Raw genomic sequence first — 23,425 nt, forward strand, 5'->3', positions numbered from 1 at the left:
TCGGAGCGTTGAGCTTTATGAGACACGCCGACGAGGAGGCCCGTCATGACAAGCCCCACCACCACTCGCACCCGTACCGCCACATCCGAACTGGACAGCCAGAGTCCGGCCGCGGACCTCGTTCGCGTCTATCTGAACGGGATCGGCCGCACCGCCCTGCTGACTGCAGCGGACGAGGTGGATCTGGCGCGGCGGATCGAGGCCGGCCTGTACGCCGCTCACGTGCTCGCCACGAAGAAGCGGCTCACCGCGGTGAAGAAGCGGGATCTGGCCACGATCGTGCGTGACGGTGAGGCGGCCCGGCGCCACCTGCTCGAGGCGAACCTGCGTCTGGTGGTGTCGCTGGCCAAGCGTTACACCGGCCGCGGCATGCCGCTGCTGGACCTGATCCAGGAAGGCAACCTGGGCCTGATCCGGGCGATGGAGAAGTTCGACTACGCGAAGGGCTTCAAGTTCTCGACGTATGCGACGTGGTGGATCCGTCAGGCCATCACCCGCGGCATGGCCGATCAGTCCCGCACCATCCGGCTGCCCGTCCACCTCGTCGAGCAGGTCAACAAGCTGGCCCGGATCAAGCGGGAACTGCATCAGCAGCTCGGCCGGGAGGCCACCGACGAGGAGTTGTCGGCCGAGTCCGGTATCCCCGAGCACAAGATCGCGGATCTGCTCGATCACAGCCGTGACCCGGTGAGCCTGGACATGCCGGTCGGCTCCGACGAGGAGGCGCCGCTCGGCGACTTCATCGAGGACTCCGAGGCGACGTCCGCGGAGAACGCCGTCATCGCCGGCCTGCTGCACAGCGACGTCCGCAGCGTCCTCGCGACCCTCGACGAGCGGGAGCAGCAGGTCATCCGGCTGCGGTACGGGCTCGACGACGGCCAGCCCCGCACTCTCGACCAGATCGGCAAGATCTTCGGGCTCTCCCGTGAGCGGGTCCGGCAGATCGAGCGCGAGGTGATGGGCAAGCTGCGTCAGGGCGAGCGGGCCGACCGCCTGCGCGCCTACGCCAGCTGACCGCCTGCGCCACCGGCTTCCGGCCGGGTCCGGCCCCTCCCCCTCGGGTGCCGTGCCCGGCCAGTTTCGTGTCTCACCGGTTCCCGGGCGTCACCATTCGCGCAGCCGGCGCGGTCCGAGATCGACGGTGCTCGGTTCCGGCCCGATCCGCACCCGGGCGTCGGTGACCCGGGCACCCTCCGCGGACGCCAGGACCGGTTCACATGCGAGTGACCGCACCTCGGGGAGGTCGTCGGCGAGCGCCGACACCCGCTGCACCAGGTCGACGAGCGCCTTCTTGTTCACCGGGGCCGCACTGCGGTACCCGGACAGCAGCGGCGCCGCCTTGGGGGCGTCGATCAGTTCGGCGGCCTCGTTCTCGGTGAGCGGTAGCACCCGGTAGGCGCGGTCGCCGAGCAGATCGGAGATGACACCGGCCAACCCGAACGAGATCAGCGAACCGAACGACGGGTCGTCCTGCACGCCGACGACGCAGCCGATTCCCTTGGGTGCCATCTTCTGCACGTGTAGCAGCGGCTCCCCGGACGCGGCCGCCAGATCCCGGTAGGCGGCCCGCACCGCATCCGGGCCCACCAGGTCGAGTCGCACCCCGCTGAGGTCGGGGCGGTGCCGCCACAGTTCGCCGGTCGCCTTGACCGCGACCGGGTAGCCGAGTGCATCGGCCGCCTCGACTGCTTCGTCTTCGGTGGTGGCCGCCGAGAATTCGACGACGTGGACGCCGTAGCACGCGAGCAGCTGTGCGGCCTCGACGTCGGACAGCCAGCGGCCGTCGGATTCGGCGAGCCAGCCGCGTACCAGGGTGCGGGCCCGGTCGGCGTCGATACCGCCGGGCCGGATCACCTTCGACACCGGGCGGCTGCGCCACACCGCGTACCGCCAGGCCCGGGCCAGAGCCAGTGCGGCCCGCTCGGGGCCGGGGAACGACGGCACCGACCCGCGCGCCGGGTAGCCGTCGGGTCCGCGTACCGCGAGCACGTCGGGGATGCCCTCGGTCGCCAGGAACGTGGTGAGTACCGGCTTGTCGGTGCCGGTGACGGCCTCCCGCAGTGCCTGCGCGTACGGTTCGACGGTCACCGCGACGGGGGGCGCGAACACCGCGATGACGGCGTCGACGTCGGCGGACCCGAGCGCGGTGGACACGGCGTCGGCGAACACCTCGGGGGTGGCCTGCGCGCCCAGGTCGACCGGGTCGCCGACGTGCAGCCCCTCCCGCCGGGCCGCGTCGGCGGCGAGCACACCGAGCGCCGACGAGTTCCCGACGACCGCGACCCGCGGCCCCGTCGGCAGCGGCTGGTAGCCGAACAGCATCGCGCAGTCGAACAGCTGCGAGATCGATCCGACCTGCACGACACCGGCCTGCTCGAACAGGGCCCGCACGATCGAGTCGTCCATCTCCGGCCCGACACCGGTCGCGGCGAGCGCCGGCGGGACGGCGTGCCGGCCGCTCTTGACCGCGACGATCGGCTTGTTGCGGGCCACCCGGCGGGCGATGCGGGAGAACTTGCGGGGGTTACCGAAACTCTCCAGGTACAGCAGGACGACCTCGGTCTCCGGATCGGTGTCCCAGTACTGCAGCAGGTCGTTGCCGGAGACGTCGGCGCGGTTGCCGGCGGAGACGAACGTCGACAGGCCGAGCTGCCGTTTCGCGGCCTGGTCGAGGATCGCGATGCCGAGGGCGCCGGACTGGCAGAAGAAGCCGACCTTGCCGGGCTCGGGCAGCACCGGCGCCAGGGTCGCGTTGAGGGAGACGGTGACGTCGTTGTTGGCGACACCGAGCGCGTTCGGCCCGATCAGCCGCATGCCGTGTGCACGGGCCGCGTGGACGAGCCTGCGCTCGGAATCCCGTCCGGGCGCACCGGTTTCGGAGAATCCGGCGGACACCACCACGAGCGCCTTGACGCCCTTGGCGAGGCAGTCGTCGAGGACGGCGTCGATGGATTCGGCGGGGACCGCGACGACCGCGAGGTCGACGTCGTCGGGGATGTCGCGGACGGTCGGGTAGGCGCGGACACCGCGGACCGACCGGTGTTCGGCGTTGACCGGGTACACCGGTCCGGTGAAGCTGCCGCGCAGCAGGTTCACCAGGACGGCGTTGCCGACCTTCGAGTCGTCGGTGGAGGCGCCGATCACCGCGACGGACCGCGGGCTGAGCACGTTGCGGACACTGCGTGCCTCGGCGGCACGTTCCCGCGAATTCCGCACCGACAGCAGCGCTTCGGTGGGGTCGATCGCGAACTCGAGCCGCAGGACACCGCCGTCGAAGCTGCGGCTGACCTGGTAGCCGGCCTCCCGGAACACCGACACCATGTTGCGGTTCTCGGCGAGGACCTCGGCGACGAACATGGTCAGGTCGTTCTCGGCGGCGGCGCCCGCGAGATGCTCGAGCAGGATCGGGCCGAGCCCGCGGCCCTGATGCGAGTCGGCGACGACGAACGCCACCTCCGCGGACAGTCCGTCACCGACGTCACGGAGTCGCTCGTAGCGGCCGACGGCGATGATCTCGTCGCCGAGGCTCGCCACGAACGCGACCCGGTCGTGGTGGTCGACGGTGGTGAAGTTGACGATGTCGCGACGCGACATCGTCGGGTAGGGCCCGAAGTAGCGCAGGTAGCGGGTGCGTTCGGACAGTTTGCCGTGGAACGCGACGAGTTTCTCGGCGTCGCCGGGCACGATCGGCCGCAGATGCACCACACCGCCGTCGGAGGCGAGGACGTCCGCGAGCCAATGGCGCGGGAAGTCGCGGGCGCGAGCAGCAGCCGGGTCGGGGGCCGTGTCGGGGGCCGGGTCGTCAGTCACGCGGGTCCTCCGGATCCAGTCCGAGCAGCGGGAAGGTGGCGCGGCGGGTCGCGATGATCGCCGCATCGATGCGGGTGAGGGCCCGATCCAGGGACGCGACCCCGGTCTCCGGGGTGCCACCGGGGCCGTCCCAGCGCATGTATCCGACGTCGCCGCCCTCCCCCATGACGGTCGGCAGCGCGACGCTGGGGGCGATCGTGCGGGCCTTGACCCGCCACTGTTCCGGGGTGGGGGTCGCGGGATCGATCTCCCGGTCCAGGGCGGCCGCGATCAGATGCGTCCACGAGCGCGGCACCACCCGGACGAGCCCGTAGCCGCCGCCGCCGACCGCGAGCCAGCGTCCCTCCGCGTACCGGTCGGCGAGGTCGCGCATCGCGAGATAGGCGGCGCGCTGGCCGTCGACGGTGAGTGCCAGGTCCGCGAGGGGGTCCTCACGGTGGTTGTCGGCGCCGCACTGACTGATCACGATCTGCGGCCGGAATGCCGCGATCGCGGCCGGTACCACCGCGTGGAACCCGCGGAGCCACAGCGCGTCCCCGGTTCCGGGCAGTACCGGCAGGTTGACGGCGGTGCCCTCCCCGGCGCCCTTCCCGATCTCGCTCGACCAGCCGGTGTTGGGCCACAGCGTCGCCGGATGCTGGTGGACGGACACGGTGAGCACCCGCGGGTCGCCGAGGAACGCGTGCTGGACGCCGTCACCGTGGTGGGCGTCGATGTCGATGTAGGCGATCCGGTCGAATCCGTTGTCGAGGAGCCAGGAGATCGCGATCGCGGCGTCGTTGTACACGCAGAATCCGGACGCCCAGTCGGCCATCGCGTGATGCATGCCGCCGCCGATGCTCACGGCGCGGCGGGCCCGTCCGGATGCGATCTCGCGGGCCGCGGCCAGTGTGCCGCCCGCGAGCACCGCGCTGGCCTCGTGCATGTGCTCGAAGATCGGGTTGTCGTCGTTGCCGAGTCCGTGCCGGGCCGCGATCTCCGGCGGCAACTCCCCCGGCTCCGTGGAGCCGGCGCGTTTGACGGCGGCGACGTAGGCGGGGGTGTGGATGCGGAGCAGGTCGGTGTCGGATGCCGCGTCGGGTCGCACGATCTCGGCGCCCTCGACGAGTCCGAGTCCGGTCGCGAGGTCCATCGTCAGCTCGAGCCGGGTCGGGTTCATCGGATGCTGGGGACCCCAGCGGTAGCCGAGGTACTCCGGACTCCACACCACGACACGGTCGGTTCCGGACTCCCGGCGTCCGGGGACGGGATCTGTCGGCGCGGTCATGGCCCCAAGCTACTGGGCGCTGTGGGGAAGGCGCGATACGCCATGCCGACGCGCATCCTTGCCGAGCGGGACATCCGAGCCCGTTCTGCCCGGTAGAATCACTCGCGACGAAGGGGTATGAGAGTGAAGGATCTGGTCGACACCACGGAGATGTATCTCCGGACGATCTACGACTTGGAAGAAGAGGGAATCGTTCCTCTTCGGGCACGGATCGCCGAACGGCTCGAGCAGAGTGGCCCGACGGTGAGCCAGACCGTTGCCCGGATGGAGCGGGACGGTCTGCTGCAGGTGGCCGGTGACCGGCATCTGCAGTTGACCGAGAAGGGCCGTGGCCTCGCGGTCTCCGTGATGCGCAAGCATCGGCTCGCCGAGCGTCTGCTCGTCGACATCATCGGTCTCGACTGGGACCAGGTCCATGCGGAGGCGTGCCGCTGGGAACACGTGATGAGCGAGGATGTCGAGCGGCGTCTGGTGGAGGTGCTCAAGAACCCGACCACGTCCCCCTACGGGAACCCGATTCCCGGGCTCGCCGAGCTGGGCCTCGACCGGCCCGCCGGTGACGCGGAGACGCTGATCCGGCTCACCGAGGTGCCCGCCGGCAAGCCGACCGCCGTCGTGGTCCGACGGCTGGCCGAGCACGTGCAGTCCGATCCCGAACTGATCGGGCAGTTGCGTGCGGCGGGCGTGGTGCCCGACGCTCGGGTTACAGTCGAAACCCGGCCCGGCTCGGTGACCATCACCGCGTCCGGCCACGACGAATTCGACCTTCCCGAGGAAATGGCCCACGCCGTCCAGGTGAAGCAGGTCTGACGCCTCGCTCGCCCGGTTCGGCGAGCGAGGAGACAAGCGGTGAGACTTCTGGTGACCGGCGGTGCCGGCTACGTGGGCAGTGTGTGCAGCACGGTGCTGCTCGAACGCGGCCACGAGGTCGTCGTCGTCGACGACCTGTCGACCGGCAACATCGACGCGGTGCCCGCGGGCGCCGAGTTCGTCGAAGGTGACATCGGTGCCGTCGCCGGATCCGTACTCGGATCCGGTGCCGGCGCACCGCGTTTCGACGGTGTGCTGCACTTCGCGGCCCAGTCGCTCGTCGGCGAGTCCGTCGAGAAGCCGCAGCAGTACTGGCAGGGCAACGTCGTCACGACGCTCGCACTGCTCGACGCGATGCGACTCTCCGGGACCCCGCGTCTGGTGTTCTCGTCGACGGCCGCCACGTACGGCGAGCCGGAGCGGACCCCGATCACCGAGGACGACCCCACCCGTCCCACCAATCCGTACGGCGCCACCAAACTCGCGATCGATCACGCGATCACGTCGTACGCGCACGCCTACGGGCTCGGCGCGACGAGCCTGCGGTACTTCAACGTCGCCGGCGCGTACCGGGGTGCCGGGGAGAACCGGATCGTGGAGACGCATCTGATTCCTCTCGTGCTGCAGGTCGCGCTCGGTCAGCGCGAGAAGATCTCGGTGTTCGGCACCGACTGGCCCACCGCGGACGGCACCGCGGTCCGTGACTACATCCACGTCCTGGACCTCGCCGAGGCGCATCTGCTGGCGCTGGAGTCGTCGCAGCCGGGCCGACACCGCATCTACAACCTCGGCAGCGGTGCCGGATTCACCGTCCGCGAGGTCATCTCGGCGTGCGCACGGGTGACGGGCCTGCCGATCGCGGCGGAGGACGCCCCCCGCCGTGCCGGTGACCCGGCGGTGCTCATCGCGTCGAGCGAGAAGGCGATCGCCGAACTCGGCTGGCGACCCGCACACACCGATCTCGACGAGATCGTCGCGGACGCGTGGACGTACCTGCAGGCGCTCGGCGACCGGTCACACGCCGCACGGCGGTAGCGGCGCCGGCGGCGGCAGGTCGATGCCGAGATCACCCGCGATGTCGTGTCCGAGTTCGGCGAGTTCCCGCAGCGACGTGGGCCGGACACCGTTCTGCAGCGCCCGGTCCAGCAGGCCCGCGAGCCCGTGGCACGGGTCGGCGGCCAGGGCCGCGGCGAGGGCGATCCCGGCCATCGGCCCGTCGCCGCGCGCGTAGGCGCTGTACCCGAGCAGGGCGAGCGGTTCGGCGCGTTCCGGATCGGGCAGCATCCGGGCCAGGTGGATCCACAACTGTTCGGCGGCGTCGGCCTGCTCCCCCAGCGCCAACGCGAGGACGGCGTCCCGGACGGCGGTGATCTCGAGGGCGAGCGCCAGATCTGCGATCGCCGCCGGGTCCGGTTCGTCACCCGAGTCGAGTTGCGTGATCCGGGCCAGCACCGTGTCGAGTCCGGCGCGTTCGACGGTCGTCCGATCGGCCGCGACGGGGGCGAGGGCCGCGGCCTGCACGCGGCGCTCGCGGGCGTCGTCGATGAGGTCGGCGACCCGTTCCCGCACCGGCGGTGCGGCGGGGGCGATGACGTCGTCGAGTTCGCTGCGGGAGGCGCGGATCACCCGGCCCCCGACCACCTGTGCGACGGCGACCTCGGAGGATCCGGGGTCGGGCAGTGTGCCGCAGTGCCCGCCGTCGAGGTCCTGCCACGGCGCGCCCACCGCGATGCGCGGGCACACGAGCGCCTGGGCGAGTTCGATGTCGTTGTGCCACAGCAGGTCCGAGAACTCGTCGACGATCAGATGGTGTCGCATCAGGTCCGCGGGCCGGGGCCGGGCGGGCAGCCGGTCGTCGACCAGGAGCACGAGGACCCGGTCGGCGCCCTCCCGCGCGGCGACCCCCGCGAACTGGGCGAGCACGAGATCCATCACGGGGGCGAGCCGGTCGTCGGCGCCGAGTTCGAGGTCGTGTCGCATGACTGCGCCGACACCGGCACCGGTGAGGCACACCGCCACGAGCGAGCGGCGGGGGTGGAACCCGAGCAGTGCGGGGACAGCGCTGATGAGTGTGCCGGGATCCGATATCCGCACCACGATGCGTCCGGGGGTGTCCGGCTCGAACGATCCGGGTGGGGGCGGCGGCGAGAACGGTGAAGTCGTCATGGGCCGAGCGTGCCCGGCGGCGGCCGCGGCACCGGGCCGGCGACCTGGGCTTTCGGAAAACCTGTGGATGACGCGTCCGGCTGTGGACAACACCCCCGTCGCGGGTCCGGCGGCACCGATCCTGTCGGGGACGGCTGCTAACGTGCCGCGCCCACCTTCAGGATCGTCGCCGTGAAGAGTTCGTCGAGGGTCCCGGTGTCGGGGTCCGCGCTGCCCGGGCCACCGCCGAACGACATCGCGGTGACCTGCACCCGCACGTCCCCGATCTGTCCGAGCAGGGTGAGCATCGACTGGGTGACGGCCTGTCCGCCGTTGCCGGACGTCACCGTCCGGCGCAGTGCGAGCACGGCGTCGGCGTCCGCCGGGGGCGGCGGGGCCAGGACGGTGGTGACGGTGGCGTCCACCCCGCCCCGGGTCGCGGTCACCTCCGGGCATTCGGTGAGTTGCGCGGCGAGTTCGGCGAGCGGCGTCGCGACGCGCACGAGTTCGACGGTGATCGTGGCACGGTTGCCGGCATCGGTGCCCACCGTCATGACGGTGCCATCGGGCCCGTAGTCCTGGGCGGGCGGTTTGCAGCCGGCCGGGTCGACACGCGCGCCGGGCGGGATCCCGGTCAGGTCGGGGGCGGCCTGCGCCACCGCCGGCGGCGGCAGGACCACCACTTGGTACGGGGGTGGGAACGTCTCCGGGCCCGGCAGCAGGTCGGCGAGCGGACCGGCCGGGGTGCCGGTGGGACGGGTGTCCGCGGGACCGGGGGTGCCGGTGACCCCGGACGAGCACGCCGCCGATCCCCCGGCGAGCAGGACCGATACGGCGGCGAGAACGGGTGCCACCCGGATCCGCTGCGGCATCACCGGCCTCCCTTCTCCGCCCGGTCGTGGACCGGCCTCCGACAGCGTGACACACGGTGGTCGGTGCCCGCCGGTTCCGCCGGTTTCTGTCCGCGGGTGTCGGTGGTGGACACTGGAAGCAGACGTCGGAACGAAGAGGAGCGGTCATGGACGAGCAGTCGAAGATGTACGAGCTGGAGTTCCCGGCGCCGCATCTGACTTCCGCCGACGGCCTCGGCCCGGTCCTGGTGCACGGTCTCGAGGGTTTCTCCGACGCCGGGCACGCGGTGAAGCTGGCCACCACCCATCTGCGGGAGAGCCTCGAAACCGAACTGGTGGCGTCGTTCGCGGTGGACGAGCTGATCGACTACCGGTCGCGGCGGCCGACGATGACGTTCAAGGCCGACCACTTCTCCGATTTCGATGCGCCGAAGCTCGAGCTGTACGCGGTGCGCGACACCGCGGGCACCCCGTTCCTGCTGCTGGCCGGTATGGAGCCGGATCTGCGCTGGGAGCGGTTCACGACGGCGGTGCGGCTGCTCGCCGAGCAGCTGGGGGTGCGCCGGACCGTCGGCATCAACGCGATCCCGATGGCGATCCCGCACACCCGTCCGTTGAGTGTGACCGCGCACTCGACGAACCAGGAACTGATCAAGGATCATCACCGCTGGTCGGGCGAGTTGCAGGTGCCGGGCAGCGCGTCGTCGCTGCTGGAGCTGCGGATGAGCGAGCACGGGCACGAGGCCGTCGGCTTCTCGGTGCACGTCCCCCACTACCTGGCGCAGACCGACTACCCGGCGGCCGCCGAGACGCTGCTCGAGAACGTCATGGAGATCGCGGACCTCGAACTGCCGCTCGTCGCGCTCGGTGAGGCGTCGGCGCGGGTGCGCGAGCAGATCGACGAGCACATCGCCTCGAACGAGGAGGTGCAGCAGGTGGTCCGGGCACTCGAGAACCAGTACGACTCGTACGTCGCGGCGCAGGAGCAGCAGTCGACGCTGCTGGCCACCGACGTCGACCTGCCCAGCGGCGACGAGCTGGGGGCGGAGTTCGAACGGTTCCTGGCCGAGCAGGCCCGTCTCGACGACACCGGATCGGACGATGCGGGGTCGGGCGATGCGGGGTCGGGCGAGCCCGGGAACTGACCCGCCGATCGCCCCTCGTCCGGTCGACCGTCCGGGTATCGTCGAAAAGCGAGACCTGTCCGTTATCGGAAGTAACACTCCGGCAGCACCTGGAGGCGACATGAGCGATCCCCGGACGCGTGCGCTCCGCCCGGTTCCCGACGCCGAACCGCAACTCCGGTTCCGGACCGTCCACGGCTACCGGCGGGCGTTCCGCATCGCCGGCGAGGGTCCCGCGATCCTGCTGCTGCACGGCATCGGCGACAACTCGTCGACGTGGAGCGAGATCATCCCCCACCTCGCGAAGAGTCACACGGTCATCGCCCCCGACCTGCTCGGGCACGGGCGCTCCGACAAGCCACGTGCGGACTACTCGGTGGCCGCGTACGCGAACGGGGTGCGGGATCTGCTGTCGGTGCTGGGCGTCGACACGGTCACCGTCGTCGGGCATTCGCTCGGCGGCGGGGTCGCGATGCAGTTCGCGTACCAGTTCCCGCACATGGTGGACCGGTTGGTGCTGGTGTCGTCGGGTGGGGTGACCAAGGACGTGCACCCGTTGCTGCGACTGGTGTCGGTGCCGGTGGTCAACGAGGTACTCAAGTTGCTGCGGATCCCGGGGGCGATGACCGCGGTCCGGGCGGTCGGTGCCGCCGTCGCCCGGGTGCACGGGTCACCGCTGCGTCCCGGCGCGATGCTGCACGACACCCCGGATCTGGTGCGGGTGCTCGGGGGCCTGCCCGACCCCACTGCGTACGAGGCGTACCTGCGGACGCTGCGGTCGGTGGTGGACTGGCGCGGCCAGGTCGTCACGATGCTCGACCGCTGCTACCTGACCGAGAATCTGCCGGTGCAGTTGATCTGGGGGGCACAGGATTCGGTGATCCCCGCCGCGCACGCGCACCTGGCGCATTCGGCGATGCCGGGGTCGCGGATCGAGATCTTCGAGGATGCCGGGCACTTCCCGTTCCGGGACGATCCGATCCGGTTCCTGCGGGTGCTCGAGGACTTCCTGACGTCGACGGCGCCGCTCGAATTCGACGCGGACCGCTGGCGCACCCTGCTGATCGACGGCGTCGGCGAGGGCGACATCGTCGGCGCCCCCGAGACCCGGATGGCGGTGCTGGACGCGATGGGATCCGACGAGCGCAGCGCCACCTGACGGCGATGTCGGCGCGAGCCTCTAGCCTGTAACGGTGCTGCTACCCGAACTCCTCCCCCCGTCCACCGGCCCCGACGACGTCGATCCCGACGCCCTGTTCGACGCCTTCACGTCGTGGACGAGCGACCGTGGCCTGCAGCTGTATCCGGCGCAGGAGGAAGCGCTCATGGAGTTGGTGTCGGGGGCCAACGTCGTCCTGGCCACCCCCACCGGGTCCGGCAAGTCGATGGTCGCGCTCGGTGCGCACTTCTTCGCCCTCGCCGAAGGCAAACGGACGTTCTACACCGCCCCGATCAAAGCACTGGTGAGCGAGAAGTTCTTCGCGCTGTGCGACGTGTTCGGCGCCGAGCACGTCGGCATGATGACCGGGGACGCGTCGGTGAACTCGTCGGCGCCGATCATCTGTGCGACCGCGGAGATCGTCGCGAATCTGGCGTTGCGGGAGGGTGCCGGCTCGGACATCGGGCAGGTGGTGATGGACGAGTTCCACTTCTACTCCGAACCCGACCGCGGGTGGGCGTGGCAGGTGCCGCTGATCGAGTTGCCGAACGCGCAGTTCCTGCTGATGTCGGCGACGCTCGGCGACATCACCGCCCTGTGCGACGACCTCACCCGCCGCACCGGACGCCCGACGACGGAGGTGTCGGGGTCGGAACGTCCGGTGCCGCTGCACTTCTCGTACTCGCAGACCCCGATCGGCGAGGAGATCGAGGAACTGGTCACGACGCATCAGGCGCCGGTGTACGTGGTGCACTTCACGCAGGCGGCGGCGCTGGAGCGGGCGCAGGCCCTGACGAGTGTGAACCTGTGTTCCAAGGAGGAGAAGGCCGCGATCGCCGAGGCGATCGGCGCGTTCCGGTTCACCACCGGGTTCGGCAAGACGCTGTCGCGGCTGGTGCGGCACGGGATCGGCGTCCACCATGCCGGCATGCTGCCGAAGTACCGCCGGCTCATCGAACGGCTCGCGCAGGACGGCCTGCTCAAGGTCATCTGCGGCACCGACACGCTCGGTGTCGGCATCAACGTGCCGATCCGCACGGTGCTGCTCACCGGGTTGACGAAATTCGACGGCACCCGGACCCGGCAGCTCAAGGCCCGCGAGTTCCATCAGATCGCCGGGCGGGCGGGCCGCGCCGGCTACGACACGATGGGCACCGTCGTCGTGCAGGCCCCCGAACACGAGATCGAGAACGTGCGGGCCGTCGCGAAGGCGGGCGACGACCCGAAGAAGCGCCGGAAGGTGCAGCGCAAGAAGGCACCCGAGGGATTCGTGTCGTGGGGTGAGGGCACGTTCGAGAAGATCGTCGCCGCCGATCCGGAGCCGCTGGTGTCCCGGTTCTCGGTGAGCAACTCGATGCTGCTCAACGTGATCGCCCGCCCCGGCAACGGTTTCGAGGCGATGCGGCATCTGCTCGAGGACAACCACGAGCCGCGGCCGGCGCAGCGCAAGCACATCCTCAAGGCGATCCGCCTGTACCGGGGGCTGCTGCAGGCGGGGATCGTCGAACAGCTCGACGAGCCCGACGAGGACGGGCGGTTCGCGCGGCTGACGGTGGATCTGCAGCGCGACTTCGCACTCAACCAGCCGCTGTCGCCGTTCGCCCTGGCGTCGCTCGAGCTGCTCGACCCCGAATCACCGTCGTACGCACTCGATGTGGTGTCGGTGATCGAGTCGACGCTCGACGATCCGCGGCAGATCCTCATGGCGCAGCAGCACGCCGCGCGCGGTGAGGCGGTGCAGCAGATGAAGGCCGACGGCATCGAGTACGAGGAGCGGATGGAACTCCTCGAGGAGGTCACGTGGCCGAAACCCCTGTCCGAGTTGCTGTTCCCCGCGTTCGAGATGTACCGCGAGGGGCATCCCTGGATGAGCGAGTTCGCGTTGTCCCCGAAGTCGGTGGTGCGCGACATGGTGGAGCGGTCGATGACGTTCACCGAACTCGTCAGCCACTACGGGCTCGCCCGCTCCGAGGGGCTGGTGCTGCGTTATCTCGCGGACGCGTACCGTGCGCTGCGGCAGACGGTGCCGGCGGAGGCCCGCACCGAGGACATCGAGGATCTCATCGAGTGGCTCGGTGAGCTGATCCGTCAGGTCGATTCGAGCCTGCTCGACGAGTGGGAGCAGCTCACCGATCCGGGCGCCGAATCCGACGACCAGCAGGTGGCGTTCGGCGCGGACGTGCCGCGGCCGATCACCGCGAACCCGCGTGCGTTCAAGGTGATGGTGCGCAACGCGATGTTCCGGCGCGTCGAGTTGGCGTCCCGGCAGCGGTGGGACGAGCTCGCCGGACTGGGCGACGGCCTCGACGCCGACGACTGGGCCGATCTGCTCGAGCTGTACTTCGACGAGTACGACGAGATCGGCACCGGCCCGTCGGCGCGCGGCCCGCTGCTGTTCCAGGTGACGGCCGAGCCGACGCTGTGGCGGGTCCGTCAGGTGCTCGAGGATCCGAACGGCGACCACGGCTGGGCGCTGCTCGGTGAGGTCAATCTCGCCGAATCCGACGCGGCCGGTGAGGTGATCTTCGACGAGTTCGAGGTCGCCGAGGGCTGACGGCGGTACCGTTCCCCCATGTCGGACATCGTGATCGGACTCCTGGCCGTCGTGATCGGCGCCGTGTTCTGCTTCCGCGGCGTGGTCGCGATGCGGTTCGTCATCGCCCTGTGGGGCGCGTTCGTGGGCCTGAACCTGGGCGCCGGGCTCGTGTCGGCGATCACCGGGGACGGGTTCTTCGCGACCGCGCTCGGCTGGATCGTCGGTGTCGTGGTCGCGGTGGTGTTCTCGCTGCTGGCGTACCTGTACTACGCGGTCGCGGTGACGCTGGCGATGGCGTCGGTCGGGTTCGTCCTCGGCACGGCGACGATGGCGGCGATCGGCGTCACCTGGAACTGGGTGGTGATCCTCGTCGGGGTGCTCGCCGGGATCGCGCTCGCCGTGTTCACACTGGCCGCGAATCTGCCGGCGGTCCTGCTGGTGGTGCTCAGCGCGCTCGGCGGCGCCACAGCGGTCACCGCCGGCGTCATGCTGCTGGCCGGGACCATCGACACCACCGACTTCGACCGCGGCACCCTCACCGACACCATCGCCCACGACTGGTGGTGGTACACCCTGTACGTCGCGCTCGCCGTGGCCGGCGCGATCGTCCAGGTCGGGCTGCTCGGGCGGGAACGCGCCCTGCGGGATCAGTGGCAGCCGACACCCGCCTGACCCCCACGCACAGACCACTGCGGGCTGTTGCTGCATCGTTCCCCGAGAGGAACCCGCAGCAACAGCCCGCAGTGCGTTGGAGCAGTGCGTCGTACCTACCCCTTGAACGGTCCCGTGCTGCGCTCGCGACGGTTGGACGCCTCCCGCTTCGCGGCCTGCTGCTCACGAATCCGCTTGTCCTCCTTGCGGACCTCGGCGAGGTTGGCGCGTTCGGCGACGAGCCAGTCCGGCTGATCGGCGAGCAGCGCGTCGATCTGCTCGGTGGTGAGGGCCTCGGTGACACCGCCGCGGGCCAGTCCGGCGATCGAGACACCGAGCTTGGCGGCGACCGTGTCCTTGGGGTGCGGACCGTCCTTGCGCAGCGCGACGAGCCACTCGGGCGGGGTGGTCTGCCACTCGGCGAGCTCGTCGCGGGAGACCACGCCGGCCTGGAACTCTGCGGGGGTGGCCTGGAGGTACACACCCAGCTTCTTTGCCGCGGTGGCGGGCTTCATCGTCTGGGGAGTCTTCTGCGACGTCATGCGTCAAGGGTAACGAGCGCACGCGACGCGGCCGCACTCGCCGCTGCGGGTAGCCTGACCGGGTGACCGAGGCAACCGATCCCCGACCGTTCCGGCTCGCGTACGTCCCCGGTGTCACCCCCACGAAGTGGGTCCGCATCTGGAACGAACGCGTGACCGGCACCCCGCTCGACCTGGTGGCGGTCGACGCCGCCGACGCCGCCGACGCCCTGCGCGACGGGCGCGCCGACGTGGCCCTGCTGCGGCTGCCCGTCGACCGGGACGGTCTGAGCGCGATCTCGCTGTACGACGAGGTCCCGGTCGTGGTGGTGCCGAAGGACCACGTGTTCACCGCCGCCGACGAGGTTGCGCTCGCCGATCTCGCGGACGAACTGCTCCTCGACCCCCTCGACGTCCAGCTGGTGTGGGACGTGCTGCCCGGCCGGGCCGCGAACGACCGTCCCGCCACCACCGCCGACGCGATCGAACTGGTCGCCGCCGGGGTCGGGGTGCTCGTCGTCCCGATGTCGCTGGCCCGGCTGCACCACCGCAAGGATCTGACCTACCGGCCCGTCGCCGGAGCACCCGAGTCGCGGATCGCCCTGTCGTGGCCCGAGGACCGCACCACCGGCCTGGTCGAGGAGTTCATCGGGATCGTCCGCGGACGCACCGCGAACAGTTCCCGCGGCCGCACCCCGCACGAGACCCCGAAGACGAAGGTCCGCAAGCAGGCCGCAGTCACCAAGGCGGCCAAGTCGCCGGACCCGCGGCGCGGCGGCAAGCCGTCGGGAAAACCGGGCGGCAAGCCCGGAGCCAAGGGGAAGCCGAAGCCGGGCGGACGCAAGCGACGCTGACCGTCGCACCTCATCCGCGCCGGCAATTCGCCGCGATCGGCACCGTCTCCGGTGCCAGGCACGTCAGGTATGTGTTCAGGGCGTGCGCGCAGCCGAGGCTCCAGCGGGCGACCGGCAGCGAGTCGACCGGATAGCCGGTGGCGACGTCCCGGTACGCGTCGGCCGGGTCGACCGGGAAGTACGGCACCACGTCGACGATGTTGTGGATCCGCCACGACACCGGGCACAACTGCCCGAACCGGGCGGCGAACGCCGCGTCCCCGACCTTCGGGGACGCGAACGTCCACACCTGCGGGGTCAGCGGGGTGTTCGCGGCGAGATCGGCGGCCAGCAGCGTCGCCAGCGCGCCACCGAGACTGTGCCCGGTCACGACGAGCGGCAGCGCCGGATCCACCGCCGCGGCGAGCCCCGCCGTTCCGGCCGGGGTGCCGGGTTTCCCGGGTTCGGCGCTGGTCAGCGTGTCGTACAGGCCGAGGAACCCGTCGGCGACGTGTCCGCCGGTACCTGCCTGCGGGAACGCGACCGGCGTCCAGTGCAGGTCGTCCACCCATTCGGCGGGGGTCGCGGTACCGCGCAGCGCGATCACCTGGGTGCGTGGGCTACCGCCGACCGCGAGGAACCCGAACAGGACCGGGCCGAGTCCGGCGAGATCGCGCATCTGGATCGTCCGGACCAGCGTGTAACCCTCCGGCAGCGCCACCGTATCCGGATCCGGCACGGTCTGGTCCGTGGCGTACCCGGCGTAGGCGGCCTGCACCAGGTTCCCGCACTCGACCGCGACGGCAGCGTCCATCGGTCCATCTCCTCACGCCCACTCCCCCGATTGTGCGCCGCGACGCCCGGACACGTCAGGAATCGACGACCACCACCGCCTCTGCCGGCGCGACGTCCCGCAGGACCTGCGCGAGTTGCCGGTAGCCGTCGGCGCGTCCGCTCGAGCCGCGGAAGACGAGGCCGATGGTGCGGCCGGGGGCCGGGGCCGCGAAGTGGGCGGTGGTGAGGTCGCCGCGCCGGGTTTCGACGGTGACGGCGGAGGCGGGGACGAGGGTGGTTCCCAATCCGCCTGCGACGCACTGCACGACGGTGGCCAGTGAAGTGGCGCGGGTGTCCCGGGACTGCGGGTAGGCGTCGACGGACCGGCACAGGTCGAGCGTCTGGTCGCGTAGACAGTGGCCCTCGTCGAGCAGCAGCAGGGGCAGTTCGTCGAGTACCCGCAGCGGCAGGTCGACGCGGCCGGACAGTGGATGCCCGCCGGGCAGGACGATCACGAATTCCTCGGTGTACAGCGGGATTTCGACGAGTCCGGGCATCTCCGACGGCAGCGCCAGCACGGCGACGTCGAGTGATCCGGTGCGCAGCGACTCGAGCAGCCGGGCCGTCTGGTCCTCGATCACCTGTGGGACGAGTCCGGGCATGTCGCGGCGCAGCGCGGGTAGCAGTCCGGGCAGTACGTACGGCGCGACGGTGGGGATCAGTCCGATCCGCAGCGGCCCGGCGAGCCCGTCCCCCACCCCGGCCGCGGCGGCGACGAAACCGTCGGCAGCGTCGAGGATGAGTTTGGCGCGGGTGAGGAGCTGGTCACCGGCCGCGGTGACGAGGACCCGTCGGGTGCTGCGTTCGATCAGTTGCACGCCGAGCCCGTTCTCGAGCGACGCCAGCGCCTGCGACAGTGTGGGTTGGCTCACATTCAGACGTGCTGCGGCGGTGCCGAAGTGGCGGTATTCGGCGACCGCGACGAAGGCACGCAGCTGTGACAGTGTCGGCTGATAAGTCCCATCAGGCATACCTATCAGTGTAGTGCCACCTATCACCTTTACCTTTTGAATGGATTCGGGCAGTATGGAGTCACACCGCAAGAACGCAGGTCGGCCACCATGCCGGACCCGCTCGCGGTATCGAGATGTTCACTTTCAAGTAGGAGGACGACACATGGCTCTGCTGACCATCGGCGACCAGTTCCCGGCGTACAACCTCACTGCCGTGATCGGTGGTGACCTGTCCAAGGTCGACGCCAAGCAGCCCGACGACTACTTCACCCAGATCACCAGCGACGACTACGCCGGCAAGTGGCGCGTCGTCTTCTTCTGGCCCAAGGACTTCACGTTCGTGTGCCCGACGGAGATCGCCGCGTTCGGCAAGCTGAACGACGAGTTCGCCGATCGTGACGCCCAGGTGCTCGGCGCCTCGGTCGACAACGAGTTCGTCCACTTCCAGTGGCGTGCACAGCACGAGGACCTCAAGACCCTCCCCTTCCCGATGCTGTCGGACCTCAAGCGTGAGCTGGCCGCGGCCACCGGTGTCCTGAACGCCGACGGTGTCGCGGACCGCGCCACCTTCATCATCGACCCGAACAACGAGATCCAGTTCGTGTCCGTGACCGCCGGCTCCGTGGGCCGCAACGTCGACGAGGTCCTGCGTGTCCTCGACGCCCTGCAGTCCGACGAGCTGTGTGCCTGCAACTGGAAGAAGGGTGACCCGACCATCGACGCCGGCGCGCTGATGACCGAGGGCGTCTGACCATGAGCATCGAGAACCTGAAGAACTCGCTGCCCGAGTACGCCAAGGATCTCAAGCTCAACCTCAGCTCGCTGGCCCGCTCGACCGAGCTGACCGAGCAGCAGCTGTGGGGCACGTTCCTCGCGTCGGCCGCCGCCACCAAGTCGGCGACCGTCCTGAAGGAGATCGCGGAGGAGGCCGCCGACGTCCTGTCGGCCGAGGCCTACAACGCCGCGCTCGGTGCCGCGTCGATCATGGGCATGAACAATGTCGCCTACCGCGCCAAGAGCTTCCTCGGTGACGAGTTCGCTCAGGTGCGGATGGGTCTGCGGATGAACATCATCGGCAACCCGGGCGTCGACAAGGTCGACTTCGAGCTGTGGAGCCTCGCGGTCTCGACGATCAACGGCTGCCACGACTGCACCGCCGCGCACGACGCCGTCGTCCGCAAGGAGGGGCTGACCAAGGAGCAGGTCTTCGAGGCCGTCAAGGTCGCCGCGACCCTCTCCGGTGTCGCCCAGGCGATCGTCGCGACGGAGATCCTCGCGAACTGATCCCCGATCCACGACAGCGGCCCCCGACACTCGTGTCGGGGGCCGCTGTCGTCGTCGGTGCGACGGTAGCCTGGTCGGCATGCCGATCGAGGTCACTGTGGTTCGTGTGTTCACCGACGAGAAAGGCGCGCACGGCAATCCGCTCGGCGTCGTCGACGCGGACGCGGTCACCGACGACACCGACCGGCAGGCCCTCGCGAAACAGTTGGGGTTCAGCGAGACGGTGTTCGTGACCGCCCCCACCGACGGTGCGGCACCGGTCCGGATCTTCACGCCGGCCGTGGAGTTGCCGTTCGCCGGGCATCCCACCGTCGGCGCGGCCTGGTGGCTGCGCAACCGCGGGTTCGACGTCGACACGCTCGTGACACCGGCGGGCCGGGTCGACACCCGCGTCCGCCGCGGCGCCACCTGGGTGCGCAGCCGGCCCGAGTGGGCGCCGGAGTTCGCACTGCATCCGATGCCGCATGTCGGTGACGTCGTCCACGCCCATTCCCGCGACTACGCGATCGGACACAACTATCTGTGGGCGTGGGAGGACGAACTCGAGGGCCGGATCCGCTCCCGCATGTTCGCCCCCGACCTCGGCATCCCGGAGGACGAGGCGACCGGGTCGGCGGCCGTCCGGATCACCGCCCACCTGCGCCGGTCCCTGCTGATCCACCAGGGCCGCGGCTCGCACATCCGCACCATCTTCGGTGACGACGGCTACGTCGAGGTGGGCGGGCTGGTCCGGCTCGAGCGCACCGTCGACGTGTGACGGCCGACGGCCCCGCCGGGAGTGCGTCCCGGCGGGGCTGTCGGCTACCGATCGATCAGAGGGACAGGGTCTGTCCCGGGAAGATCAGGTCGATGTCCCGGACCTGGGCGGCGAGGTTCGCGAGATCCACACCGTGGGTGGTGGCGATCTGCGAGAGGGTGTCGCCGAGCTGGACGACGTAGGTGGAGCCGCCGAGAGCCTGGACGGGTGCCGACTCGGCGATCTGGACGGCGGCCTGCTGGATCGGCGTCTGCGCGACGGGGGCGGGCGCGACGATCGGCTCGGCGATGTCGGAGACGCCGGTGGTGAGGTACTGACCGCACACGGGCCATGCGCCGACGCCCTGGCCCTCGAGGACGTTCTCGGCGACGCGGATCTGCTCGGACTTACTGGCGTTGTGCGCGTAGCCGCTGCCGCCGTAGGCCTCCCAGGTGCTCTGGGAGAACTGCAGGCCGCCGTAGTAGCCGTTGCCGGTGTTGATGTTCCAGTTGCCGGTGCTCTCGCACTGGGCGACGCCGTCCCAGTTGTGGCCGACCGCGTTCGCGGCGCCCGTGCCCAGGGCCATCGGGACGGCGGCGAGGGCAGCGGTGGCGGCGACGGCGCCGAGGGCGCGCGTGGGGGTGAAGCGAGTCATACGGATGAATCCTCTCCTTGCCGCCGGCGGACGGGCTCTTTTCGCGTCGAGGCGCGGGGTGAGCGTGTATCCGTCGCACTCCTGTTCCGGGGAAGTGGTTACGTCCGGCCCGCGGAACAGGGTCTGGCGGTAGCGGGTCGGCGGCGCCCGGCTGTTTCGGGCTGTCCCGACCGTAGGCGACGGTCACGGAATGGTCACAGTCCGCGTTTTCGGCACAGCAGTACCGCTTTCCGGCGCGGTTGTCGCCGTTTACCCAGCGTCATGCGGCGTGTCCGCAACTCGACAGACCGCTCGTTATCCATCCGTTACGTGACAATCGACACGCTTCGAATGTGGCGTGGGACACCCGATCACGGGCGTGGGGCGGCTCCCGCGGCCAGATCCTCCGGGCTCAGGACGACGGCGACCTCGTCGCCGAGTGCGATGCCGGGCGCGAGCGGCAACCGGTCGCCGCTCCAGAACCGACCCGGGTCGTACCAGTTGGTCCGCCGCTCGGACGTGAGCAGGCCCATCGCCTCGTACGTCGACGCCACCACCTCGGCGCAGTACGCACTCTCGACTCCCGCCGACCGCGTCTCCGACCGCCGGCGCGGCAGCGCCGGCGCCCGAGGCACCCGGCCTCCGAACCAGCGGGACGCCAGCGCGGCCGTCGACGGGAACGGGGTGCCGTCGAGTCGGGCGATCGTGCGCAGCAGCGCGTCCTCCTGCTCCCGGGTGACCGACTGCGCGAGTTGCCGCAGCCACGGCCGCTGCCCGTAACGGCCACCCCACACCCGGACGGCGGCCCGCAGATCGTGCAACTGGACGCCGCGCTGGTATCGGCCCGTCCACATGTCGGGCAGCGACCGGCCGAGTTCGGCATGCCACATCAGCGGCGGCAGGTCGTCGAGGACGACGGCCATCCCGACATGGTTGACAGGACTGTTGGTGAGGGTCTGGATGGCCCGGTCCGCGCCCGACCGGCCGCGGAAGATCCAGACGTCCCCGGTGCGGGTGAACTCCGCGGCCTCGTCGAGACCGATCTCGGATCCGTGCACACGCCGACTCATAGCCTCTAGGTTAGGGCGATGGCATTCGATTCCAGGACGGTGTGGAAACTCGTCGGGCTCGCCGGCGCGGTCGGCGTCGCCGCGACCGGGGCGCTGACGGTCCGCGCCGAACGCAAACGTCGCGCCTACACCCCCGACGAGGTCCGGGACCGCCTGCACACCCGGTATGCGCAGGCGTCGGCCGCCGCCGACCGCGCGACGGTCGACCTCGTCCCGGTGCCTACCCGAGCGCGGCGCGCACTCCGGCTGCCATGTCGGCGACCTGCTCGTCGGTCATGACGAACGCCGGCGAGAACTGCAGGGCTCCCTGACCGGCGGCGCGGCCGGAGATGCCGTGCGCGCGCAGCGTCCGCACGAACGGCGCCGCCTCCGTCGGATCGGCCAGTTGGACGGCGGCGACCGCGCCGAGTCCGCTGCGCACCTCGGCGACCCGCGGATGGTCGGCGAGCGGCGACAGGTGCTCGTGCAGCGAGGCCTCGAGCCGCTTCGACTCGGCGAGCAGGTTCTCCCGCTCGAGGATGTCGAGGTTGGCCATCGCGGCGGCGGCGGCGCCGGCGTGCCCGCCGTACGTGTAGCCGTGCCGCCACCACACGCCGCCGGCGAAGAACGGTTCGGCCACGCGCGGTGCCACGAACAACGCGCCCATCGGCACGTACCCGGAGGTGAGTCCCTTCGCGGTGGTGACCATGTCCGGGTCGAGGGCGAAGCGGGTTGACGCGAACCACTCCCCGCCGATCCGGCCGAACCCGGTGACGACCTCGTCGACGACGAACAGGATGTCGTGCTCGCGGCAGATGTCGCGCACCTCGGCCAGGTAACCGTCCGGCGGCAGGTAGATGCCGCCGGCCCCGATGATCGGTTCGCAGAAGAAGGCGGCGATGTGCTCGGCGCCCTCGCGTTCGATCAGCGCGAGCAGGCTCTTCGCCTCGTCCCAGTCGACGGTGCGGGCGTCCGACACGAAGTCGGCGTCGCCGTAGCCCTCCCGGTTGCCGGGGATCCCGGCGAGCGCGGTCCCGGCCACGTGCATGCCGTGGTAGGCCTTCTCCCGGCCCACGATCAGTCGCTTCGACGGGCGGCCCACCTCGACCCAGTAGCGGCGGGCCAGTTTCGCGGCCGACTCCACCGAGTCGGATCCGCCCGACGTGAAGAACACCTTCGACCCGGGCACCGGCGCGAGCGCGGCGAGCCGGTCCGCGAGCGCCACGGTCACGTCCGCGGTGAAATCCCCGAACGTGGAGAAGTGCGCCAGCGTGGACAGTTGCGCGGCGACCGCGTCGGCGATCTCGGTGCGCCCGTGCCCGACGTTGGTGAACCACAGGCCCGCCGTCGCATCCAGGTAGCGGATACCGTCGGCGTCCCAGATGTAGGCGCCCTCGCCGCGGGTGACGACGAACTCGCCGTCCCGGCGCACCGCCCCCATGTCCGCGAACCCGTGCCAGAGTGCTCCGCTCGACGTCATCGCTCCGCCTTCCGTTCCACATCCGACACCACTGCAAGGCCCCGGTCCGGCTCACCGTAACGCCACCGCCGCCCCCACCGCCCGGCAACGTCGACGGCCAGGCAGATCGACACGAACGCGACGACGAGCACCACCAATCCGATCGCCATCTGCAGGTAGCCCTGCGCGCGCGGGTCGATGAACGGGTACGGGTACCAGTCGACGATCGGGCCGCGGATCAGCGTGTAGACGCCGTAGACGGCCGGGAACCACAGCCACGTCACGGCCTGCGCGTCACCGATCCGTCGGAACGACGGGAACACCACCCAGTCGAGGAACAGCACCAACGGCAGGATCCGGTGCACGACCTCGTTCGTCCACGTCCCCTGCCCGCCGACGTCGACGTTCGACAACAGCACCGCGTACACGATGCCGGTGATCACCATGTACACGGTGACCGCGCCGCGGAACAGTTGCCAGCGCCGGCCCTGCGGGTCACCGAGAGCGCCCACCGCGAGGACGATCACGGCCATCACGTTGCTCAGGACGGTGAAGTAGCTGAAATAGCTGACGAGGTCGAAATCCGGCTGCCCGGCCTCCCGGACCGGTAACCACAGGATCGCCACCACCCCGAGAACCGCGAACCCGAGTCGCAGGGCCCGGACCGGTACGGGTGTTCGAGGGCCAGGCGCGTTCCCTGCTGCGTCGCTCACCCGCCGATCGTCGCACGCGACAGCCGGTTCCGTCCGATATTGCCGTTGCACGCTTC

Annotated in this window: 23 protein-coding genes; 12 read left to right on the forward strand and 11 right to left on the reverse strand. The window is 70.5% G+C overall.

Annotation, left to right across the window (positions count from 1 at the left end):
- Nucleotides 1-45 precede the first annotated feature (45 nt).
- Nucleotides 46-1,014 (forward strand): sigma-70 family RNA polymerase sigma factor, encoded by a 969-nt coding sequence (locus E0497_RS10650; protein ID WP_137724771.1) that lies wholly within the window; start codon nucleotides 46-48, stop codon nucleotides 1,012-1,014.
- Between the two features lie 90 nt (nucleotides 1,015-1,104).
- Here the strand turns inward: E0497_RS10650 and E0497_RS10655 are convergent, their stop codons facing one another.
- Nucleotides 1,105-3,876 (reverse strand): bifunctional acetate--CoA ligase family protein/GNAT family N-acetyltransferase, encoded by a 2,772-nt coding sequence (locus tag E0497_RS10655; protein WP_479681066.1) that lies wholly within the window; start codon nucleotides 3,874-3,876, stop codon nucleotides 1,105-1,107.
- On the reverse strand, nucleotides 3,803-5,077 hold the full coding sequence (locus E0497_RS10660) for an acetoin utilization protein AcuC (RefSeq protein ID WP_137724773.1): 1,275 nt from the start codon (nucleotides 5,075-5,077) through the stop codon (nucleotides 3,803-3,805). Before E0497_RS10660 ends, E0497_RS10655 begins: the two co-directional genes overlap by 74 nt.
- A gap of 123 nt (nucleotides 5,078-5,200) precedes the next feature.
- Here E0497_RS10660 and E0497_RS10665 point away from each other — a divergent pair, with 123 nt between their 5' ends.
- Both E0497_RS10665 and galE read left to right on the forward strand, forming a co-directional pair.
- Complete coding sequence (locus E0497_RS10665; RefSeq protein ID WP_137724881.1) at nucleotides 5,201-5,887, forward strand: iron-dependent transcriptional repressor DtxR; 687 nt, start codon at nucleotides 5,201-5,203, stop codon at nucleotides 5,885-5,887.
- A gap of 39 nt (nucleotides 5,888-5,926) precedes the next feature.
- Nucleotides 5,927-6,922, forward strand: a complete 996-nt coding sequence (gene galE, locus E0497_RS10670) for a UDP-glucose 4-epimerase GalE (protein WP_137724774.1) — start codon at nucleotides 5,927-5,929, stop codon at nucleotides 6,920-6,922.
- Here the strand turns inward: galE and E0497_RS10675 are convergent.
- Nucleotides 6,902-8,053, reverse strand: a complete 1,152-nt coding sequence (locus tag E0497_RS10675) for a DUF4192 domain-containing protein (protein WP_137724775.1) — start codon at nucleotides 8,051-8,053, stop codon at nucleotides 6,902-6,904. The genes galE and E0497_RS10675 overlap by 21 nt on opposite strands.
- A 137-nt stretch (nucleotides 8,054-8,190) precedes the next feature.
- A complete protein-coding gene (locus E0497_RS10680; RefSeq protein ID WP_137724776.1) occupies nucleotides 8,191-8,904 on the reverse strand; it encodes a DUF5642 family protein in 714 nt (237 codons plus the stop codon).
- Nucleotides 8,905-9,050: 146 nt separating this feature from the next.
- Between E0497_RS10680 and E0497_RS10685 the strand changes: the two genes are divergently transcribed.
- The 4 genes from E0497_RS10685 (at nucleotide 9,051) to E0497_RS10700 (ending at nucleotide 14,374) form a co-directional block, all read left to right on the forward strand.
- Complete coding sequence (locus tag E0497_RS10685) at nucleotides 9,051-10,028, forward strand: proteasome assembly chaperone family protein (RefSeq protein ID WP_137724777.1); 978 nt, start codon at nucleotides 9,051-9,053, stop codon at nucleotides 10,026-10,028.
- 100 nt (nucleotides 10,029-10,128) lie between these two features.
- Entirely contained in the window at nucleotides 10,129-11,166 is a 1,038-nt protein-coding gene (locus E0497_RS10690; protein ID WP_137724778.1) for an alpha/beta fold hydrolase, read from the forward strand.
- 34 nt (nucleotides 11,167-11,200) lie between these two features.
- Nucleotides 11,201-13,720, forward strand: a complete 2,520-nt coding sequence (locus tag E0497_RS10695; RefSeq protein ID WP_137724779.1) for a DEAD/DEAH box helicase — start codon at nucleotides 11,201-11,203, stop codon at nucleotides 13,718-13,720.
- 18 nt (nucleotides 13,721-13,738) lie between these two features.
- Nucleotides 13,739-14,374: a TM7S3/TM198-like domain-containing protein gene (locus E0497_RS10700; protein WP_137724780.1), complete on the forward strand. Its 636-nt coding sequence runs from the start codon at nucleotides 13,739-13,741 to the stop codon at nucleotides 14,372-14,374.
- Nucleotides 14,375-14,469: 95 nt separating this feature from the next.
- On the opposite strand, the gene E0497_RS10705 is transcribed toward E0497_RS10700, so the two are convergent.
- Nucleotides 14,470-14,895, reverse strand: coding sequence for a DUF5997 family protein (locus E0497_RS10705; RefSeq protein WP_137724781.1), 426 nt, complete (start codon nucleotides 14,893-14,895; stop codon nucleotides 14,470-14,472).
- A 62-nt stretch (nucleotides 14,896-14,957) separates the two neighbouring features.
- On the opposite strand from E0497_RS10705, the gene E0497_RS10710 reads away from it, so the two are divergent.
- Entirely contained in the window at nucleotides 14,958-15,728 is a 771-nt protein-coding gene (locus E0497_RS10710; protein WP_137724782.1) for a LysR substrate-binding domain-containing protein, read from the forward strand.
- A 10-nt stretch (nucleotides 15,729-15,738) separates the two neighbouring features.
- Here E0497_RS10710 and E0497_RS10715 read toward each other — a convergent pair whose 3' ends face one another.
- Both E0497_RS10715 and E0497_RS10720 read right to left on the reverse strand, forming a co-directional pair.
- On the reverse strand, nucleotides 15,739-16,521 hold the full coding sequence (locus E0497_RS10715; RefSeq protein ID WP_137724783.1) for a lipase family protein: 783 nt from the start codon (nucleotides 16,519-16,521) through the stop codon (nucleotides 15,739-15,741).
- Nucleotides 16,522-16,576: 55 nt separating this feature from the next.
- On the reverse strand, nucleotides 16,577-17,512 hold the full coding sequence (locus tag E0497_RS10720) for a hydrogen peroxide-inducible genes activator (protein WP_137724784.1): 936 nt from the start codon (nucleotides 17,510-17,512) through the stop codon (nucleotides 16,577-16,579).
- 145 nt (nucleotides 17,513-17,657) lie between these two features.
- Here E0497_RS10720 and E0497_RS10725 point away from each other — a divergent pair, with 145 nt between their 5' ends.
- From E0497_RS10725 to E0497_RS10735, 3 genes are all read left to right on the forward strand, one after another.
- On the forward strand, nucleotides 17,658-18,245 hold the full coding sequence (locus E0497_RS10725) for a peroxiredoxin (RefSeq protein ID WP_137724785.1): 588 nt from the start codon (nucleotides 17,658-17,660) through the stop codon (nucleotides 18,243-18,245).
- Between the two features lie 2 nt (nucleotides 18,246-18,247).
- Nucleotides 18,248-18,778 carry an alkylhydroperoxidase, AhpD family gene (gene ahpD / locus E0497_RS10730; RefSeq protein WP_137724786.1) on the forward strand — a complete coding sequence of 177 codons (531 nt, stop codon included), beginning with the start codon at nucleotides 18,248-18,250 and terminating at the stop codon, nucleotides 18,776-18,778.
- Nucleotides 18,779-18,857: 79 nt separating this feature from the next.
- Nucleotides 18,858-19,535, forward strand: coding sequence for a PhzF family phenazine biosynthesis protein (locus E0497_RS10735; protein ID WP_137724787.1), 678 nt, complete (start codon nucleotides 18,858-18,860; stop codon nucleotides 19,533-19,535).
- 55 nt (nucleotides 19,536-19,590) lie between these two features.
- On the opposite strand, the gene E0497_RS10740 is transcribed toward E0497_RS10735, so the two are convergent.
- Together E0497_RS10740 and E0497_RS10745 are read right to left on the reverse strand one after the other, a co-directional pair.
- On the reverse strand, nucleotides 19,591-20,169 hold the full coding sequence (locus E0497_RS10740) for a LysM peptidoglycan-binding domain-containing protein (RefSeq protein ID WP_137724788.1): 579 nt from the start codon (nucleotides 20,167-20,169) through the stop codon (nucleotides 19,591-19,593).
- A gap of 350 nt (nucleotides 20,170-20,519) precedes the next feature.
- The gene (locus E0497_RS10745) at nucleotides 20,520-21,218 is read right to left on the reverse strand and encodes a hypothetical protein (protein WP_137724789.1); all 699 of its coding nucleotides are present in this window, start codon (nucleotides 21,216-21,218) and stop codon (nucleotides 20,520-20,522) included.
- Between the two features lie 18 nt (nucleotides 21,219-21,236).
- Between E0497_RS10745 and E0497_RS10750 the strand changes: the two genes are divergently transcribed.
- The gene (locus E0497_RS10750; protein ID WP_137724790.1) at nucleotides 21,237-21,497 is read left to right on the forward strand and encodes a hypothetical protein; all 261 of its coding nucleotides are present in this window, start codon (nucleotides 21,237-21,239) and stop codon (nucleotides 21,495-21,497) included.
- Here the strand turns inward: E0497_RS10750 and E0497_RS10755 are convergent.
- A complete protein-coding gene (locus tag E0497_RS10755) occupies nucleotides 21,439-22,677 on the reverse strand; it encodes an aminotransferase family protein (protein ID WP_137724791.1) in 1,239 nt (412 codons plus the stop codon). The two genes, E0497_RS10750 and E0497_RS10755, sit on opposite strands and share 59 nt — an antisense overlap.
- Complete coding sequence (locus E0497_RS10760; protein ID WP_137724792.1) at nucleotides 22,674-23,369, reverse strand: Pr6Pr family membrane protein; 696 nt, start codon at nucleotides 23,367-23,369, stop codon at nucleotides 22,674-22,676. The genes E0497_RS10755 and E0497_RS10760 overlap by 4 nt, the downstream gene beginning before the upstream one ends.
- Between the last annotated feature and the right edge of the window lie 56 nt (nucleotides 23,370-23,425).

This window comes from Prescottella subtropica, assembly GCF_005434945.1.
Lineage (GTDB): Bacteria > Actinomycetota > Actinomycetes > Mycobacteriales > Mycobacteriaceae > Prescottella > Prescottella subtropica.